At 50.7% G+C, this 18,252-nt stretch carries 15 protein-coding genes; 7 read left to right on the top strand and 8 right to left on the bottom strand.

The window, feature by feature from the left end; genetic code table 11:
* The first annotated feature begins 50 nt into the window (after nucleotides 1-50).
* The 3 genes from JHJ32_RS20280 to JHJ32_RS20270 all read left to right on the top strand — a co-directional run bounded on the left by JHJ32_RS20280 (nucleotide 51) and on the right by JHJ32_RS20270 (nucleotide 4,779).
* Complete coding sequence (locus JHJ32_RS20280) at nucleotides 51-3,185, top strand: S41 family peptidase (RefSeq protein WP_200122198.1); 3,135 nt, start codon at nucleotides 51-53, stop codon at nucleotides 3,183-3,185.
* 115 nt (nucleotides 3,186-3,300) lie between these two features.
* Nucleotides 3,301-3,633 (top strand): YegP family protein, encoded by a 333-nt coding sequence (locus JHJ32_RS20275; protein ID WP_079716451.1) that lies wholly within the window; start codon nucleotides 3,301-3,303, stop codon nucleotides 3,631-3,633.
* Between the two features lie 75 nt (nucleotides 3,634-3,708).
* Nucleotides 3,709-4,779, top strand: coding sequence for a branched-chain amino acid aminotransferase (locus tag JHJ32_RS20270; protein WP_079716452.1), 1,071 nt, complete (start codon nucleotides 3,709-3,711; stop codon nucleotides 4,777-4,779).
* A gap of 12 nt (nucleotides 4,780-4,791) precedes the next feature.
* On the opposite strand, the gene miaA is transcribed toward JHJ32_RS20270, so the two are convergent.
* The 5 genes from miaA to JHJ32_RS20245 all read right to left on the bottom strand — a co-directional run bounded on the left by miaA (nucleotide 4,792) and on the right by JHJ32_RS20245 (nucleotide 9,239).
* Nucleotides 4,792-5,709: a tRNA (adenosine(37)-N6)-dimethylallyltransferase MiaA gene (gene miaA / locus JHJ32_RS20265; protein WP_200122197.1), complete on the bottom strand. Its 918-nt coding sequence runs from the start codon at nucleotides 5,707-5,709 to the stop codon at nucleotides 4,792-4,794.
* Between the two features lie 8 nt (nucleotides 5,710-5,717).
* Entirely contained in the window at nucleotides 5,718-6,305 is a 588-nt protein-coding gene (locus JHJ32_RS20260) for a hypothetical protein (RefSeq protein WP_200122196.1), read from the bottom strand.
* A gap of 124 nt (nucleotides 6,306-6,429) precedes the next feature.
* Nucleotides 6,430-7,827 carry a CCA tRNA nucleotidyltransferase gene (locus JHJ32_RS20255; protein WP_079716455.1) on the bottom strand — a complete coding sequence of 466 codons (1,398 nt, stop codon included), beginning with the start codon at nucleotides 7,825-7,827 and terminating at the stop codon, nucleotides 6,430-6,432.
* An 81-nt stretch (nucleotides 7,828-7,908) separates the two neighbouring features.
* Nucleotides 7,909-8,964 carry a 4-hydroxythreonine-4-phosphate dehydrogenase PdxA gene (gene pdxA, locus JHJ32_RS20250; protein ID WP_200122195.1) on the bottom strand — a complete coding sequence of 352 codons (1,056 nt, stop codon included), beginning with the start codon at nucleotides 8,962-8,964 and terminating at the stop codon, nucleotides 7,909-7,911.
* A 53-nt stretch (nucleotides 8,965-9,017) separates the two neighbouring features.
* Nucleotides 9,018-9,239: a DUF2905 domain-containing protein gene (locus JHJ32_RS20245; RefSeq protein ID WP_233632779.1), complete on the bottom strand. Its 222-nt coding sequence runs from the start codon at nucleotides 9,237-9,239 to the stop codon at nucleotides 9,018-9,020.
* Between the two features lie 163 nt (nucleotides 9,240-9,402).
* Between JHJ32_RS20245 and rsmA the strand changes: the two genes are divergently transcribed.
* Nucleotides 9,403-10,182: a 16S rRNA (adenine(1518)-N(6)/adenine(1519)-N(6))-dimethyltransferase RsmA gene (rsmA, locus tag JHJ32_RS20240; RefSeq protein WP_079716457.1), complete on the top strand. Its 780-nt coding sequence runs from the start codon at nucleotides 9,403-9,405 to the stop codon at nucleotides 10,180-10,182.
* Nucleotides 10,179-11,123 carry an NAD(P)-dependent oxidoreductase gene (locus tag JHJ32_RS20235; protein WP_079716458.1) on the top strand — a complete coding sequence of 315 codons (945 nt, stop codon included), beginning with the start codon at nucleotides 10,179-10,181 and terminating at the stop codon, nucleotides 11,121-11,123. Before rsmA ends, JHJ32_RS20235 begins: the two co-directional genes overlap by 4 nt.
* On the opposite strand, the gene JHJ32_RS20230 is transcribed toward JHJ32_RS20235, so the two are convergent.
* Nucleotides 11,120-12,004, bottom strand: a complete 885-nt coding sequence (locus JHJ32_RS20230) for a hypothetical protein (RefSeq protein WP_200122194.1) — start codon at nucleotides 12,002-12,004, stop codon at nucleotides 11,120-11,122. The two genes, JHJ32_RS20235 and JHJ32_RS20230, sit on opposite strands and share 4 nt — an antisense overlap.
* Before the next feature lie 102 nt (nucleotides 12,005-12,106).
* On the opposite strand from JHJ32_RS20230, the gene JHJ32_RS20225 reads away from it, so the two are divergent.
* Nucleotides 12,107-12,685 (top strand): hypothetical protein, encoded by a 579-nt coding sequence (locus JHJ32_RS20225; RefSeq protein ID WP_079716460.1) that lies wholly within the window; start codon nucleotides 12,107-12,109, stop codon nucleotides 12,683-12,685.
* A gap of 10 nt (nucleotides 12,686-12,695) precedes the next feature.
* Here JHJ32_RS20225 and JHJ32_RS20220 read toward each other — a convergent pair whose 3' ends face one another.
* On the bottom strand, nucleotides 12,696-13,565 hold the full coding sequence (locus tag JHJ32_RS20220; RefSeq protein WP_200122193.1) for a UbiA family prenyltransferase: 870 nt from the start codon (nucleotides 13,563-13,565) through the stop codon (nucleotides 12,696-12,698).
* Between the two features lie 112 nt (nucleotides 13,566-13,677).
* Here JHJ32_RS20220 and acs point away from each other — a divergent pair, with 112 nt between their 5' ends.
* Complete coding sequence (gene acs, locus JHJ32_RS20215) at nucleotides 13,678-15,597, top strand: acetate--CoA ligase (RefSeq protein ID WP_200122192.1); 1,920 nt, start codon at nucleotides 13,678-13,680, stop codon at nucleotides 15,595-15,597.
* 88 nt (nucleotides 15,598-15,685) lie between these two features.
* Here acs and JHJ32_RS20210 read toward each other — a convergent pair whose 3' ends face one another.
* Nucleotides 15,686-18,211 (bottom strand): zinc-dependent metalloprotease, encoded by a 2,526-nt coding sequence (locus JHJ32_RS20210; protein WP_079716463.1) that lies wholly within the window; start codon nucleotides 18,209-18,211, stop codon nucleotides 15,686-15,688.
* Nucleotides 18,212-18,252 lie beyond the last annotated feature (41 nt).

Here is an 18,252-nt window from a genome sequence, read left to right as displayed (position 1 = left end):
TTACGGCTTTTTTGCTATATTGCCCGGCAATACAACTAAATACGCACGAAATGAATACCTTCTGTTCCTGCCTCTTTGCGGCAGCATTGTGGTTTCCTATGCCAGCTTCATCACAAACTGCTGCCACGTTCCTTTCACACCCCACCTTAAGCCCCGATGGGAAAACCCTGGTTTTCAGCTATGAGGGCGATCTCTGGAAAGTTCCAACAGCTGGTGGACAAGCATTGCGTCTTACAGCGATGCCGGGTGATGAAATGGCACCCCGTATATCGCCGGATGGCCAATGGCTGGCCTTTTCCTCCAATCAATTCGGAAATTTTGATGTGTATGTGATGCCACTTGAGGGCGGAGATATCCGGCAGCTTACGTTCCACGATGCTGCCGACGAAGTCGACAGCTGGGGCTGGGACAGCCGGACCATCTATTTTACCTCGGGCCGGTACAATCGCTTTAGCAGCTACACGGTTGATGTAAGCGGAGGCACCGCCAAACGCTTGTTTCCCCATTATTTCAACACCATCCACGGCGTCGTGGAAACACCATCGGGCGAACTGCTCTTTAACAACACTTGGGAGAGCTACTCCGCGGCAAACCGTAAGCGGTATAAAGGGGCATTCAACCCCGACATCCTGTCGTACCATCCAGGCACTCGCGCGTTCAAGCGATACACCGATTACGAAGGCAAAGACTTCTGGACGACCGTGGACAACCAGGGCAACATTTATTTCGCTTCGGATGAAGCCAACGGCGAATACAACCTATATACGTTTGTCAACGGCCAGAAAACGCCCCTCACCCGCTTCAATACATCCATTAAACGACCGGCCGTCGCTGCAAACGGCGAAAAGGTGGTGTTCGAAAAGGACTACCAATTGTTTGTATACGATGTAGCGAGCAAAAAAACCGTGCAGCCCCCCATCTCCCTGAATCGCAACATGGTGCTGGGCAAGTCACAGGAGTTTGATGCGAAAGACAACATCAGCTACTTCGATGTTTCGCCGGACGGCAAAAAATTGGCGTTCGTTTCCCGCGGTGAGCTGTTCGTGAGCGATATCGATGGCAAATTCATCCGCCAAATGCCATCGTCGGGCGAACGCATCATGGAGGTCAAATGGCTTGCCGACAACAAAACGCTCCTCTTCAACCAGACGGCCGATGGTTACCTCAACTGGTTCACCACTTCCGCCGACGGTACGGGGGCACCCAAGCAGCATACGACAGACCTACGCAACAACCGGGATATCACCCTCAACAATGACCGTACACAAGGTGTTTACCTCAGTGGCCGGGACGAAGTGCGTATCCTTGATCTTAAAACACTGAAAAGTAACACGGTCGTGAACGATGAAATCTGGGCCTTCCAAAACTCCAAACCTTCGTTTTCGCCCGATGGAGCGTACGTACTGTTCACGGCTTACCGCAATTTTGAACAAGACATCTTTGTGCACCACCTCGCCAGTAAGCAAACCATCAACCTGACCAACACCGGTGTCTCCGAGGCGTCGCCGGTATGGTCGCCGGACGGAAAATACATCTATTTTGCCAGCAACCGTACCAAACCATCCTATCCAACGGGCATGCGTGATGCCAGCATCTATCGGATGGCCCTGGACAATGTCGATGAGCCTTACCGCATGGATAAGTTCGACGCGCTTTTCGAAGAAAAGAACGAAGACAATAAAAAAGATTCCACCAAAAACGATAAAAAGGCCGCCGAGCCGATTGTCATCAATACGCAGGGTTTACTCGATCGAATTACCCTCATCGGCCCGACATTTGGTACTCAAGGCGGAACATCCATTTTCAAGAAAGGCGAAAAAACCTACATCTTTTATTATTCCAACCATGAGGGCGGCCGCAGCGCATTGTTCCGAACCGTCATTCAACCGTTTGAGGAAAACAAAACCGAAAAAGTAGTCGACGGCGGCGCCGGCAACCTGGTCGAAGCAGACGGGAAGTTTTATGCGCTCTCCCGGGGAGCCATACAGAAATATAATATCGACGGCAACAAGCTGGACAAGTTAGACATCGGATTCAAATTCCAGCGAAACCTTGAAAAGGAATTTAGGCAGCTGTTTTACGAAACCTGGGCCGGCATCGAGGAAAACTTCTACGACAGCAATTTCCACGGGGTCGACTGGGCGGCGATCAAAAAACGCTACGCCACCTATCTCCCCTACCTGAATAGCCGAGCTGACCTCCGTATCTTGCTCAATGACATGCTCGGCGAACTCAACTCGTCGCACCTTGGCTTCAGCTCCGGTGGTCCCGAGGAGCGCAAAAACCTTACCTACGCAACCAACGAAACCGGCATCATCTTCGACAGAGACAATCCTTACCGCGTGCACCACATCGTCACAAATAGCAACGCTTCGAGAAAGGACGTGGATATACAGCCCGGAGACGTGTTGGTAGCGGTTGATGGCCAGCGTATAGACAGCAAGGCCGACCGCGATTACTACTTCACCCGTCCATCATTGGCCAACGAGATGGTGCTGACATTCAGTCGTGGAGGGAAGGAAATCACGGCCAAGGTACGGCCGCAGAGCAGTGCGGCATTGCGCGACCAATTGTACGACGAATGGATAAGAAGCAACCGCCGGAGGGTGGATTCCTTGGGCAATAACCGCATCGCTTATTCTTATATGAAAAACATGGGGAGCGGCGAGCTTGAGCGGTTCCTATTGGATATGGTCGAACAGGAAAACAACAAAGACGCGATCATCCTTGACCTCCGTTACAATACCGGCGGTAATGTCCATGATGAGGTACTGCGCTTCCTTTCCCAGCGCCCCTATTTACAATGGCAATACCGAGGAGGCAAACGTTCGCCGCAAAGCAATTTTGCCCCCGCTGGCAAACCGATCGTATTGCTCATTAACGAACAGTCATTGAGCGATGCGGAGATGACGGCCGCGGGGTTCAAAGCACTTAAGCTGGGTACTGTTATAGGCACCGAGACCTACCGGTGGATTATTTTCACCTCGGCCAAGGGGCTCGTCGATGGATCGATGTACCGCGTGCCGGCATGGGGCTGTTATACGCTTGACGGTGACAACCTGGAGTTGACGGGCGTATCCCCAGACATCCATGTCGAAAACACCTTCATGGATAGACTGGAGGACAACGACCCCCAATTGGAAAGGGCCATACAAGAACTTCAGGAAGCATTGAAAAAGCCCTGACAAAAGCAACAGTTGTTCACCCGCGCGTGGTTGAAATGAATATTTGATATTTTCCCGATGGTTTCTATATTAGTCGAGACAATCATTTTGTCTTTTCACATCAAAATCGGTAACCATGGGAAAATTTGTTATCACCACACGCAAGAACGGCGAGTTTCAGTTTAACTTGAAAGCTGGCAACGGGGAGATCATCTTGGCAAGCGAGGGCTACACCACCAAGGCCGCCTGCGTCAACGGCATCGAATCCGTCAAGAAAAACGCTGCAAATGATGGCCGTTATGAACGGAAAGAAGCCAAAAACGGTAAGTTGTTCTTCAACCTGAAAGCTTCTAATGGGCAGGTCATCGGCTCAAGTGAACTGTATGAAAGTGCTTCCGGACGCGACAAAGGAATCGAATCCGTCAAGCGCAACGCCCCTGAGGCCGACGTCGTCGATCAAACAGCGTAAACCGCGACGGATTGGAAGAAAGGATTTCTTCCAATCCGCTTTTTTTGCTAACTTGCGTGCCAAGCAATTACAGTTATGAACGAGGCAGCAACAACAGCAATCCGCGTGGAGCAAACACGGCAGTCGAAACTCCCGCAAGTCGATTTCAACAACCTGAAATTTGGTCAAACATTTTCCGACCACATGCTGGTGGCCGATTATGTGGACGGGCATTGGACAGACGTGAGCATTGTACCCTATGGCAACCTGTCTTTGAGCCCCGCTACCTCTGCCCTGCACTATGGCCAGGCGATTTTTGAAGGCATGAAAGCCTACAGGTTTGCCAATGGCACGGTGAGCCTTTTCCGGCCGCATAAAAACCTCGAACGGTTCAATAAGTCGGCCTTACGGCTGGAAATGCCGGAAGTACCCGAAGATATTTTCATCGGCGGGCTTAAGACGCTGATCGATTTAGATCGCGACTGGGTGCCGGGTGCTGAGGGTTCATCGCTGTATATCCGTCCGTTCATGTTCGGTACGGAACCCGCGTTAGGTGTACATCCGTCTGACTCGTATAAATTCATCGTCATCACGAGCCCCGTCGGCGCGTACTATCACAAATCACTGCGGCTCAAAGTGGAAACCCACTTTACGCGTGCTGCGGAAGGCGGCGTCGGCTTTTCCAAAAACGCCGGCAACTACGCGCTCTCACTCCATCCGACGCGGCTGGCACAGCAAGAAGGTTTCGACCAATTGATTTGGACCGATGCCAACGAACACAAGTATGTAGAAGAGGCCGGCACAGCCAACCTGCTGTTCCGTGTAGGGGATACCATCATCACGCCCTCCTCAGACACCATATTGCATGGCATTACCCGCCGGACTATCATTGAAATCGCCCGCCATTGGGGTTATCAAGCGGAAGAACGCAAGGTATCCGTAAAAGAATTGATCGATGGTATTGAAGATGGCAGCGTCACAGAAGCGTTCGCCGCTGGTACTGCAGCGACACTCACGCCCATCACCGAGATTGGTTATGAAGGACGGATCTACACCTTACCTGATCCCGCAAAACGAGTGTTTTCAAACAAAGTCCTACAGTACCTTAATGATCTACGTTACGGCCGCATCGACGATGAATTCGGCTGGAACCTTATTGTGGATTAAAATTGATTAACTTCATGGCTTATCCACATGGTCAACATGCTTGACTATGTGGGATACCATTTGATCAATCGCTTCCGGTGCAAACCAAACAGTTGTTGGATCTTTCTTAAACCAGGTCAGTTGGCGCTTGGCGTACCTCCGCGTATTCTGCTTGATTTTAGCTATCGCCTGCTGCCAGGTGTACCGGCCATCCAGGTAGTCAAACAGTTCGGCATAGCCCACGGTCAGCAACGGGGGGCGATGCCGAAACGGCAGCAACGCGCTCACTTCGCCCAGCAAACCGGCCTCCACCATCGCATCCACGCGATTGTTGATACGCTCGTACAAGTGTAGCCTATCGGTATCAAGTCCAATTTTTAGCACATTGAAAGGACGCGCGGCTGCTGCCCGACGCCGAAAATGCGAAAAAGGTTTGCCCGTACTTTCATACACCTCAAGCGCGCGGATCACCCGTTGCGGATTGTTGATATCCACCTGCTCATAATACACCGGATCGACTTGTTTCAGTCGCATTTGGAGTGATTCAAGGCCGCCCTGCTCATACAGGCTATTCAGCTGTTCACGTACACCAGGAAGCGCCTTAGGTAGATCGTCAAGTCCACGGCATACCGCATCGACAAACAATCCCGATCCCCCCACCAATAGGACGATATCCAGTCGAGAAAACAGCTCTGCCAAGCATTTCAAGGCATCACGCTCGAAATCACCAGCCGAATAATCATCCAAGACGCTATGGGAATCAATGAAGTAGTGGGGTATAGCGGCCAATTCCTCAACCGAAGGCTTTGCCGTCCCGATGGACAACTCGCGATAAAACTGCCGGGAATCAGCAGACAGGATAACCGTATGAAAATGTTGTGCCAACCGGATCCCGACGGCCGTTTTGCCGATGGCGGTCGGCCCCACAATGCACACCAAGGTTTTTGCCACGTGACTCGCTAATAATCCTCTTCATAGCCACCGTTCTCTTCCTTGCTCTCTCCCTCCTGTTCTTCTTCATCCAGCATGTCTAAGTCCTCTTCCTCATTAATACCGTATTCGGTCTCCTGAAGAAAATCATATTCTTCGCCAGCTTTTTTAGACGTGGGCTCTGTAGCCACAGGCACCACCGGTACCCCCGGTAGCTTAGGGGCCTGACCAACACTTTTAAACAATGCTGGATATTCTTTGCCCGCTTCTTCCTTCAAAATTTTGATAAGCTGCACATGAAAGTCAAGCGGGTGCTCGAAGTTATATACGTAATAGAATTTTTGGTGCGGGTCATCAATGAATTTATTCAGCTTCGATTCCTCCATCAATGCCACGCCCCGCTCCTTTTTCCGTTCGTCGGGTAAGTAAGCGATTTCATCTCCCTTCTTCCAATGATCATTACTCACATAAAAGGATGAGGATGCTTCAGGGTTATAGCCCAAAGCTGTGTGAATAGCTTGGTGTAAATCTAAGAACGTTTGCTTAGGCAACACATCAATCTCTCGAATCACATCATCATAGTCCTCAAATGAAATCCTAAACCGGTAGATAGCCATGACGCGCCTTTTGTATAAGTTAGTTAATGCGATTTTTTGCGAATATCAGAAAATAAGTCGGAACTTGGAAAGTTGGAGCGGTCGAAAATTGGAAAGTCGAGCGATTGGAAAACGTTAAAACCCGCTATTTTAACCCCAGTTCTTTCCCTTTTTCGAGCATAAACTGGTAGGCTTTCTCCCGGTCGTTAGGGATTTCGCCCTCCAATATCGCTTCACGAATCGCATTTTTTATAATGCCCACCTCCCTGCCGGGCTTCAAGCCAAATGCCGCCATGATATCTTCACCAGATACCGGGGGTTGCCAATTCCGGATTTGGTCCCGTTCCTCTACATCTTTTAGTTTTTGCTTGACCAGCTCGAAATTTTGCCGGTATTTTTTCTTTTTATACTCATTCTTAGTGGTCACGTCAGCATGGCAAAGCATCATGAGGCTATCAATATCGTCACCCGCCTCAAACAACAGCCGCCTTACCGCTGAATCGGTCACGATATCCTGAGCCAATACGATTGGCCGGAGATGCAACAGCACCAACTTTTGCACGAATTTCATTTTATCATTGAGCGGCAACCGAAGCTCCGCAAACAATTTGGGCACCATCCTCGCCCCTTTATCTTCGTGGCCATGGAATGTCCAGCCATGCCGCTTATCGAAACGCTTGGTTGCGGGTTTGGCGATATCATGCATAATGGCCGCCCAGCGGAGCCACAAGTCATCACTTCGCTCGGCCACATTGTCCAGCACTTCCAACGTGTGGTAAAAATTATCTTTATGGCCCTTGCCGTCGATGACCTCCACACCATGAAGATCGGCCATAGCCGGAAAGACAAGATGTAGCAGCCCCGTATCGAACAAGTACCTAAAACCGATGGAAGGTTTGGGTGCCAAGATAATCTTATTCAGCTCATCAATGATGCGTTCCCGGGAGATGATTGCTATCCGTTGGGTATTGTCGCGTATCGCCCGGATCGCCTGGATATCGATTTTGAAATTCAGCTGTGTAGCGAACCGTATTGCCCGCATCATGCGTAAGGGGTCGTCAGAAAATGTCTCCCGGGGGTTTAGTGGCGTCCGGATAATGCGGTGCTCAATGTCAGCAAGCCCATTAAATGGGTCCAACAGCTCTCCAAAATTATGCTTATTCAAGGAAAGCGCCATGGCATTGATGGTAAAATCCCGTCGGTTTTGATCATCTTGCAGGCTGCCGTTTTCGACAATAGGTTTACGCGAGTCCGTCCGATACGATTCTTTTCTGGCCCCAACAAACTCGATCTGGAGCGACCCGTAGGTCAACATGGCCGTCCCAAAGTTTTTATAGACAGTCACTTTCGTGTTTAACCGGCTACCCACCTGTTTTGCAAAATCGATACCACTCCCTATCACCACAATATCGATATCGTTTTTGAAATCACGGCCCATGATTTTATCTCGCACATAGCCGCCAACGACATAACAATCCGTACGGGAGGCCTCGGCGATGTCCCGCAGTACGGAAAATATAGGATGTTGCAAAAAATTTTTCATGGTTGTACTCGGCATCGCCAAATCGTGTGCGGCGGCAAAAATACACATTCGATTGGGTAATCGGCCATCAGTCAAGCCTGATTAGTCCCTATCACGGGCCAATCGCCTGGTCACCAACGGGTTTGACATTAACGCCTCTTGCTCACGCCTGCGTTCTACGATATGGATAGCGGCAAAAATCGCCTCACGGAAAGACGTTTCAGTGGCCACGTTCTTCCCTGCGATATCATATCCGGTACCATGGTCCGGAGACGTACGGACTACAGGCAAGCCAGCCGTATAGTTTACGCCGCTCCGCGAAGCAATATGCTTAAAGGGGATAAGCCCCTGATCATGGTACATAGCCAGCACGGCATCGAATTTCGTATAGGTATCCGATGCGAAGAAGCCGTCGGCTGGATATGGGCCGAAACAAAAAATGCCTGCCGCCCTGGCTTGCTCAATCGCCGGGGTGACAATCGTCTCGTCTTCCAAACCGATGAGCCCCTTATCTCCCGCGTGGGGATTTAATCCCAACACCGCTATTTTAGGTTTTTGAATCCAAAAGTCCTGTTTTAGGCTCGCGTCCATTAGCGCCAGCTTCGAGACGATCGTCTCAATCGACAATTTGGGCGCGATATCTTTCACGGGAATATGTCCCGTGACCACGCCTACGCGCAGATTATCGCTAATCATAAACATCAAAACATCTCCGCTGGCTGTCCGCGATTGGAGGTATTCGGTATGCCCAGGGAAATCAAATTCATCCTGCTGGATATTATGTTTATTGATCGGAGCGGTTACCAGCGCGTCAACCTTGCCTGCCAACAGATCATCTACGGCGTGCTTCAATGAAAGAAATGCGTACTTGCCGCCAATCTCATTTTCTTCGCCCAAACTGATCTTAACTTCCTCCTGCCAGCAATTGATGATATTTGGACGTTTGCCATGAGCTTGTTCAGGATCGCGGATGACATTGAAACTGAAATCATTAATACCCAGCGCCTTGCGATGAAATGAAGCAACTTTGGTATTCCCATAGACAATCGGCGTAAAATACTCCAGAATCCGGTTATCCAGCAATGTTTTAATAATCACCTCTAACCCAATACCGTTTACATCACCGATGGAAATTCCTATTTTCAATTTGTCGCTCATATCCGCATTCGTTTTGCTTTGGCTACCAAAAGTATGAATTTTAACGGATGCACTCAAAACAATTTGCGTACCAACCAAATCACGGCACTGAATACGACACTTAAGAGCACCATGCTGGTGATGGGCATATAGAAGCTAAACCCCGGCCTTTCTATCCGGATATCCCCGGGTAAGTTGCCAAACCATTTCAGCTTGTCACCCAGAAAATAGACAACAACCCCCAAGACGAGGAGCAGCCCACCACCGAATATAAGTATTTTGGCTATTTCTTTCATGATTTGATTCACTGTAAGCAGCCACCTATTTGCGTAAAACATCTTGGCCTATGGCCCCGAAGGTCTGCCACCCTAAAGCCTCATGCTTATCGCCTATCGCCTGCCTATTATTCCAAAAACAAAACAACAAAAAAACTATCTTTGCCCAAAATCCATTTCGTCCATGAGCAGTGTCCGCGCCAAAAAGCACCTTGGCCAGCATTTTCTTACCGATAAGAATACCGCCGCCAAAATCGTCGGTGCGCTAAGGCCTCAGTTGGGGTATCAAATCGTGCTGGAAGTGGGCCCGGGCATGGGTATCCTGTCGGATTTTCTCTTGCAGGCAGACCGCTACCAAACCTGGTTCATTGATGTGGATGGCGAATCCATTCAATTCCTGCAAACCAAATACCCTCAGGTGGGCGACAAGCTCATCCACGGCGATTTTTTACAGCTGGATTTTGCATCGCACTTCACCGGCAAGTTGGCTGTCATCGGCAATTTCCCGTATAACATCTCCTCCCAGATCCTGTTCAAAATACTGGAGGAACGCCAGCGCGTGATAGAGGTGGTCGGTATGTTTCAAAAAGAGGTAGCCGAACGCTGTGTCGCCCAGCCGGGCAGCAAAGCTTACGGGATATTGAGCGTATTCATCCAAGCCTATTACGATGTAGAATACTTATTTACCGTTAAGGCAGGCGCTTTCAACCCACCGCCGAAAGTGCTTTCAGGGGTCATCCGGCTTACCCGCAATGCGATGGAGTACCTCGATTGTGATGAGACGCTGTTTTGGCGGGTGGTGAAGGCTGCCTTCAACCAACGACGTAAAACGTTGCGGAATGCGCTGGCTACCGTCATTCCCAAAGATCAAATGGGTGACAACCCCGTGTATGATCTCCGTGCAGAACGATTAACCGTAGCAGATTTTGTTCAACTAACTCAAGATATTGCTCAACGAATATGACAAATACCCCTACCAAAGTCCTTATCGTGGATGACATCCACCCTATTTTCATTTCCAAGTTGCAGGCATCCGGCATTGGGTTTGAATACCAGCCCGATATCGGAAAAGAAGAAGCCCTACAGATTATTGCCCAATACACAGGGCTGGTCATCCGATCCAAGTTCAAGGTCGACGCCGCGTTTATGGACGCCGCTCCGCAACTAAGGTTTATAGCCCGCGGCGGCGCCGGTATGGACAATATAGACGATGCGTATGCGCAGAAAAAAGGGATAACGCTGCTTAATGCACCGGAGGGCAACCGCGATGCGGTGGGCGAGCACATGGTAGGCATGCTGCTGGCGTTGATGAATAACCTCAACCGGGCAAACCTGGAAGTTAGGCAAGGACTATGGCGACGCGAAGAAAACCGCGGGCTGGAGCTGGGTGGCCGCACGGTAGCACTTATTGGCTACGGCAACAACGGGCAGGCTATGGCGCGCAAGCTGTCCGGCTTTGACGTCACGGTCATTGCCTATGACAAATACAAAACAGGTTTCAGCGATGCCTACGCCACCGAGGTCAGCATGGAAGAAGTGGTCAAGCGGGCTGATGTCCTTAGCCTCCACATCCCGCTCACCCGGGAGACGCGTAGCATGATAGATGATGAATACCTGTTCCATTTTCGCAAACCCATTTTCTTCCTCAACGGCGCCCGCGGCGAAATTGTTCACATCCCCGCTATCCTCAAGGCACTCGACGAGGGGCGGATACTCGGCGCTGCATTCGACGTATTACCCGTGGAGAAATTTCCTGATCTGGCCAAGCAACCGTGGTTTATCCCGTTGACTGGACATGAAAAAGTGGTGTTGAGCCCGCATGTCGCTGGCTGGAGCGTAGAGAGTTATTTCAAGATAGCCGATGTATTGTCCGAAAAAATCATCAACTATCTCTCGGCCGTTTAGTATTCGTCCATACGCGGCGGATACCCGTCTGGCTCTACACCGTACACCTCAATATAAGCACTGACCGACGGTTCGGGATCTTCCTGTACGAACTCGATATAGCTGGATTCAAAAGAAATGTCTGAGAGACCATGTTGTTTGTATTGGTCGGCGCCCGGAGCCAGATCTTCCGGTTCAACGGGCTGCAGCTCATAGCCGTCCGGTTCCTCTTGTTCGTCGTCTTCGCTGCGACCACTCCGGTGACCGAATGCGCCCGATTCGATTCTTTTCGAAGCAGCAAGATAGTCCGAACGGTATTGCCAATTGTATCCTTCATCCCGGAGGTAGCGGAATATAAACACCATGAACGGACGCAAGAGAACGCTTTCCCAATCTTCAAACAGGGTATCCATATCCTCATGCACCGCATCGCTTTCGGCATCTGTACCGGGAAAAGGCAGGTTGTCTTGAGCTACCTGCAACAGCCGTTTGCTTACGGTATGGGGTTCGCCAAAATAATGGTAACGTCTGGTATTGATATGATAAACCGTGCACACACTGGCAAAAATTTCGCTCATCGCACAAATCATCCCCGCTAAAGACGCCCGATCAAGGTCAAACTGCGAAGGCTGTTGATAGACCCGGATGTACTCGGACTTGGAATACGGAGTACCGTCATGAGGGGGTAACCCGCTCGCGGCAGAAGCCCGATACGAAAAGTAACGCTGGAACCGATACCAGACATACCCCAAATGATGCTCGTGGATGCGCATGGTAAAATACACTTTTCTGAGCAACGACGTGTCTTTCATTTCGGCTATGAATTGCGGAATACACCACAACAAGCTGACAATCAACCGATCAGTCTCTTCGTCAGGATATACGGACAATTGACCCCTCATAACGCTTGGTTTTCAGGTTAACAGTTTTAACGATTTTTACGTTAAAATTAAGAAAAAACAACTAAAACTTGTATGTTTGATTAACAATAGCGTCTAATTGCCATGAATGACCTAATAAACCGTTACTTTTCACACCAGCTATCCTTTTTCAACACCATTAGCCTGAAGAAGTTGATGGATGAAACGCCTAACCGCGAGCAACAATCGTTGATACACTACACGACCCGGGACTTCCGACAACGCTCTGCCTTCTTCAAAGAGCAGCTTGCCAAATGCCATGAAGATACCGAAGAAATCAGGCAAGGATTGATCAGCTATTTTACACAGCAATATGCCGCCTTCCGTAGGGCCAAGAAGCCCGCTGCCAACAAAAATTTCGTCAACAGTACTTCCCCCATTTTCGAAGCATTTTTCTGTATCTATTGGTCAGCAGTGATTTGCGCATGTACACGGGGGAAGGTGATCATTCCACAACCCGTCTCCCATTTGGACAAAATCGTACGTGTCTTTCTGCGCCGAACCACGGCATTGATCCTAAACCGGCTAAAAAAAGAAAAGTTTAACACGCAATTGGATGTTGTCGAATTCCTGACCGCGTATGTCTCGCTTGATGATACCAAGGGCATGAAACGATGGGCCGCGCTACTCCGCCGCGCTGCTACACCCGTGTGGACGAGATAGCGACCATCCATTAATTTGCAGCCCATACCACCAAAAACTGAAGCAGCATCGTCCCGTCCAGCACCAGGAAATAGTAGTACTCATTCTTCTTCATCGGTGGAAACAGGATAGCAAGCAGGCAAAACAATGAAGTCACGGACAAGGCAGCACGAACGTCCAATGCATGCCCGCTTGCCCATACCCAACCGATATGGATCACCAGCAATATAGCCGACAGCGCAAGCGCCTTTCGCTCGCCGACCAATACAGGAATCGTTTTCAGCCCATAATACCTGTCCTGATAAATATCCCGCACATCGAACGGGATTGTGATAGCCACCACAAACAAAAACACCCACGCGGCCAACTGTCCAACCTGCGTCCAAGCGATAGCGAACCCATCGTGATAAGCTTCGGCCACCGGTAACAACACGCAGCTCATTGCCCACACTGCGCCGATGTAAAACAACTTGACTCCTGTCAGTTGCCTGAGGCCGACCCAACGCCTTTCGCCCTTCATGCGAATAAGCGGTACGTTATAAGCCAGTCCCATGGCCCCTACCGCGCCCAACAGCAGGAACGAAGGCAGGTGAAGCTGGAATCCCAATAGCAAAGCGACGGCCAATGCCACCGCCGTCCATCCCCATAGCGACCGTTCATGGCGAAATATCCAACGTACCCGCCGATAAGGCGACGTTTCGGGATACTGGGGCCTTGCCAGTATCATACTGAAATTGTACAATGCCAGCGTTGCACAGCCCAGTATAGCCAAGACAGCGTAATCCATCGGCAAGGAAAGCAACAAGTAAGACAAGCTCCCCTGAGCCACGGCACAACACGCGATGAACACGTTGCTAAATAGCAAAAGATCCAATACCTTTATAAAGTAATTACGCGCCATTTGGCAGAAAATTCTCTTTTTTCCAAAAAGTATGTAAATTAGCCAACGTTAAAAACCAAAAGTAGGCCAACGTGTTGTCCAACAAAATAACACATAAAAAGATAAACTAAACATGGATTTACAAATCAAATCATTTGAAGAATACCAAGAAGTGTACCGTTACAGCGTCGAAAAACCCGAGGAGTTCTGGGCGGCTATCGCCGAAAATTTTTATTGGCGGCGCAAATGGTTCAACGTATTAGACTGGAATTTCAAGGAGCCAAAAATCAAATGGTTTGAAGGCGCGAGACTCAATATCACCGAAAATTGCCTCGATCGCCATATCTATAAGCTTGGCGATAAGCCAGCCATCATCTGGGAACCCAACGATCCCAATGAAGCCTACCGCATCCTTACCTATAAACAATTGCTTGACAAGGTTGAACAATTTGCCCATGTCTTGAAAAACAACGGTGTTCAAAAAGGTGATCGGGTATGCATATACCTTCCGATGGTGCCAGAGCTGGTCATCGCAGTATTGGCCTGTGCACGTATTGGAGCCATACATTCCGTCGTCTTCGGCGGATTTTCAGCGCAATCCATCGCAGACCGCATCAATGATGCAGACTGCCGGTTAGTCATTACGGCCGACGGCGGATACCGGGGAACGAAGATCATCGAGTTAAAAAGCATCGTGGACGACGCGCTTGTGCAATGCAAATCCGTTGAACGGGTCATCGTACTCACCCGTACCCGTACGGCGGTTTCCATGATCAAAGGTCGGGACGTCTGGTGGGAAGATGAAATCAAAAAGGTAGAAACCCAAGGCAATCCACCATGCCCTGCCGAAGAAATGAGCGCTGAAGACATGCTGTTCATTTTATATACGTCCGGCTCCACAGGCAAACCCAAGGGGGTGGTGCATACCTGCGGGGGCTATATGGTTTACACGGGGTACACATTTGCCAATGCATTTCAATATCAACCCGGCGAAGTATACTTCTGTACAGCAGACATCGGCTGGATAACAGGCCATTCATACATTATATACGGCCCGCTTTCGCAAGGTGCTACTTCGTTGATGTTCGAGGGTATCCCCACTTGGCCCGACGCCGGCCGCCTGTGGGATATCGTCGAAAAACACAGCGTCAATATTGTGTACACCGCGCCAACGGCTATCCGCTCCTTGATGGCGGCAGGGGATCAATTTGTCGAAGGCAAAGACTTAAGCAGTATTACCAAACTTGGTTCGGTCGGCGAGCCAATCAACGAAGAGGCTTGGCACTGGTTCAACGAAAAAATAGGCCGCGGCCAAGCGCCCATCGTTGACACCTGGTGGCAAACCGAAACAGGCGGTTTCCTCATTTCGCCGATTGCCGGCGTAACGCCGACAGTCCCGGGTTATGCCATGCTCCCCCTTCCCGGCGTGCAGCCTATCCTGGTGGACGAAAACGGCAACGAGATCGAAGGAAATGGCGTGAGCGGGAATCTTTGCATTAAATTCCCGTGGCCAGGGATGCTCCGCACCACATACGGCGACCATGAGCGGTGCCGCCAAACCTACTTCTCCGCCTATGAGAACCTTTATTTCACCGGTGACGGCTGTTTACGCGACGAAAACGGCTATTACCGCATTACCGGGCGCGTAGATGACGTATTAAATGTTTCCGGGCACCGCATTGGTACCGCCGAAGTAGAAAACGCCATCAATATGCACAGTGACGTAATCGAATCGGCAGTCGTCGGGTATCCCCACGCGGTTAAAGGCCAGGGAATATATGCCTTTGTTATTGCCAGCCAACATCATTTAGATGAAGACCTCACCCGGCAAGACATTCATAAAACCGTGAGCCGCATCATCGGCGCCATCGCCAAGCCGGATAAGATTCAGTTTGTGTCCGGTCTACCCAAGACCCGATCAGGCAAAATCATGCGGCGCATTCTCCGGAAGATCGCCGAGGGCGACACCGCCAGTCTGGGCGATACCACCACCTTGCTTGATCCTGGCATTGTCGACGAAATCAAGGCCGGAGCGGAAAAACTAAGGGACTAACCCGCAACATAAAAACGCCTTGGTGGCCAGCATCCATAGCATAAAAGCATGGACCCTGGCCACCAAGGCTCTTAAACCGGTCAACCGGCTAGTTCGTTATAAAATGTCCGCAATTTTCCGTGTGGCTATGCCGTAGAAAATCCATGCCAGGCATGATGGGCGCTCCCGGAGGCATTTCAAACGTACGTCCCGGCTGAAACTCATCCGGATCCTTCTCAAATTTCTCAATCTGAGACACCGCAAATAACGCTTGTGCCTTTTGCTCGTCATTAGCCGAGTTGAGGTCCGCCTGTAGCCTTGTTTTCAAGTCGTTGATTTTTAGCAATGCCTGGCCCCGTACAATGCCTGAAGCCTCCTTGTCCGCTGCCAGTTTCAACAAGTGTGTGAGCACAAGGTGATTTACCGTGGTCTGCAGCGCGCCGGCATAACCAGTAGCAAGAGGCTTGCCCCATGTTTCGGCGAGTAGCCTGTCCAGTACTGCCATCAAGCCGGGTTGTTTGCTATCCCGCGCTTTGTATTCCACAAGACGGGCAGCCCGCTCGGCATTGAGCAGCGACGCAACAGTTTCGGTAGCCGCCGAAGCCGCAGCAGCAAGCGGATCAAATGTGGGGCCGGTATTCCCTGAGAAAAGCTCGATGCTACGGGGATAGCCCGATGGGCGGGGCGGTATTTTTTGAATCAGCGTTTCGGGCAGTGCCAACGCTTCGGGCGTAATGGTAGTCATCAGCGCATCGAAAGCCTTCCATTGCCGGTCCGGCTCAACCATGCGCGTAGGCTCCTGCCCATCGCCTTTGATAGCATGCGTAAAATACAATCCGCCCACACTTTTCGCCACAGCTTCGATCTGGTACCGATGCAGCAGGTAGGCCGGCACCAGCACTTCGTGTATCGTCGTCATGGGCTCCCCGTCGCGTATGGCCCGTTCTGAAAACCGGTCAAGAACCAATCGGCGCACCTTCATCAGGTGTTGCAGTTGTTCAATGGGATCCACGCCATCATCCCACTGGTGCGACACCGGATGAGTATACCCGCCGATGTCAGGTATATATTGGTGCCCCTGCGCCAGCGTCTCCTGCATAATTTTTTCAAGTTCAGCATCTTCATCTGCGCCCGGCGGAAATTCAGCGTATCCCCAGATAACTGCCCGGATATCCCAGCTGCCAATCCCGACACCATAAGCGCTGTCCAAGCTAAGGGTTCCATCTTTATCCAGATCAATACGCGGGAATGGGTAATCCATGACCGACGCACGCCCCTTGGGACTGGCCGCAAAATTATGCATGAAACCCAGCGTATGCCCTATTTCATGGGCAGACAGCTGCCTTATCCGCGCCAGGGCCATTTCTTCCATCTGCTTAGAAGCCGGCTTACCGGTTTCATAAGGCTGCAACAACCCCTCGGCAATCAGGTAGTCCTGGCGGTGCCTATCAGCCCCCAGGGTGACTACCCCTTTGATGATTTCACCGGTACGGGGGTCGGTATACGAAGAGCCATACGAAAACGCCCTTGGGCTACCGCTCCGGTTGATCCAGTTAACCACGTTGTACCGGATGTCCATCGGATCAGCATCGGCAGGCAGCTCTTTGACGATGAAGGCGTTGCGGAATCCCGCAGCTTCAAACGCTTCATTCCACCACGCCCCCCCTTCGATAAGCGCTTTTTTAATCAGCTCGGGCGCGCCCCTATCGACATAATACACAATAGGTTCCACAGGCTCACTAATCGCCGCCTGAGGGTCTTTCTTTTGCAAGCGGTGCCGCCTGATAAAGCGCTTGGTCAGCGGCTCTTCCATGGGAGCGGAAAAATCCATATAGGTAAATGCGTTGAAGCCCGAACGAGCATCAAACTTCCGCATGTTGAAACCCGGCTCGGGAAGCGCCACAAAGGACTGGTGCAGGTGCAGTGTCACCGCTGCAGGATCCGGCGCAATGCCGCCCCCGCGGCCAAAACCGCCACCCCCACCTGAGGCTCCCCCTGCAAAGGTGACGACCGCCTCGAATTCCGAGTTTTTCGGAAAGTTCTTGGTATTCTCCATGAAAATAGCTGAACGGCTATCATCGACACGGTACGCATTCCCACCACCGGCAGCACCGCCACGACTACCACCACCAGCCAGGCTCCCCGCAATGCCCTGGCTATCGCGAATCAGGAATGGCGTCAAATCAACCAATACCCGGCCGCCTTCCGCAGCCACCGGATTGAATGCCCAAATAATCGATTTGGCAAACGCCGTTTCTACGGATTTCACCTCGTCCTCATTGCCATTCACTGCACGGTAATTATACTCCGGACGCAACAGGAAAACTTTGGGCCCTACCTTTACAAATTTGACGATGTAGGAAGTCGCACGTCCCTTTTCGGCTGCACTGCCGGCTCCTGCGGCGATCGCACTGAAATACAGAAACTCCTCATCGAACCGATCGACCTCCAGCAGGATCTTGCCGCTGCTGTTGTCATAATAAAAATCAAAAAAGCCTTCAAACTTCTGATGGTTTGCGGTGGCAGCTCCGATGGTCTTTGCCGGCTGGGGATTGCCTGCATCCTGCCGCCCCTGTCCTAAGACCGGTCCAACAGAAGTAAGTAGCCACAAGCCTACATGGATAGCACGTTTCATTCGTTAATTAATTTATTGGTTAATGGCTTCATGAAATCCTG

The organism is Parapedobacter sp. ISTM3 (assembly GCF_016533505.1).
Lineage (GTDB): Bacteria > Bacteroidota > Bacteroidia > Sphingobacteriales > Sphingobacteriaceae > Parapedobacter > Parapedobacter luteus.
The sequence above is the reverse complement of the archived record's forward strand: the minus strand, read 5'-3'. Positions and strand labels throughout refer to the sequence as shown.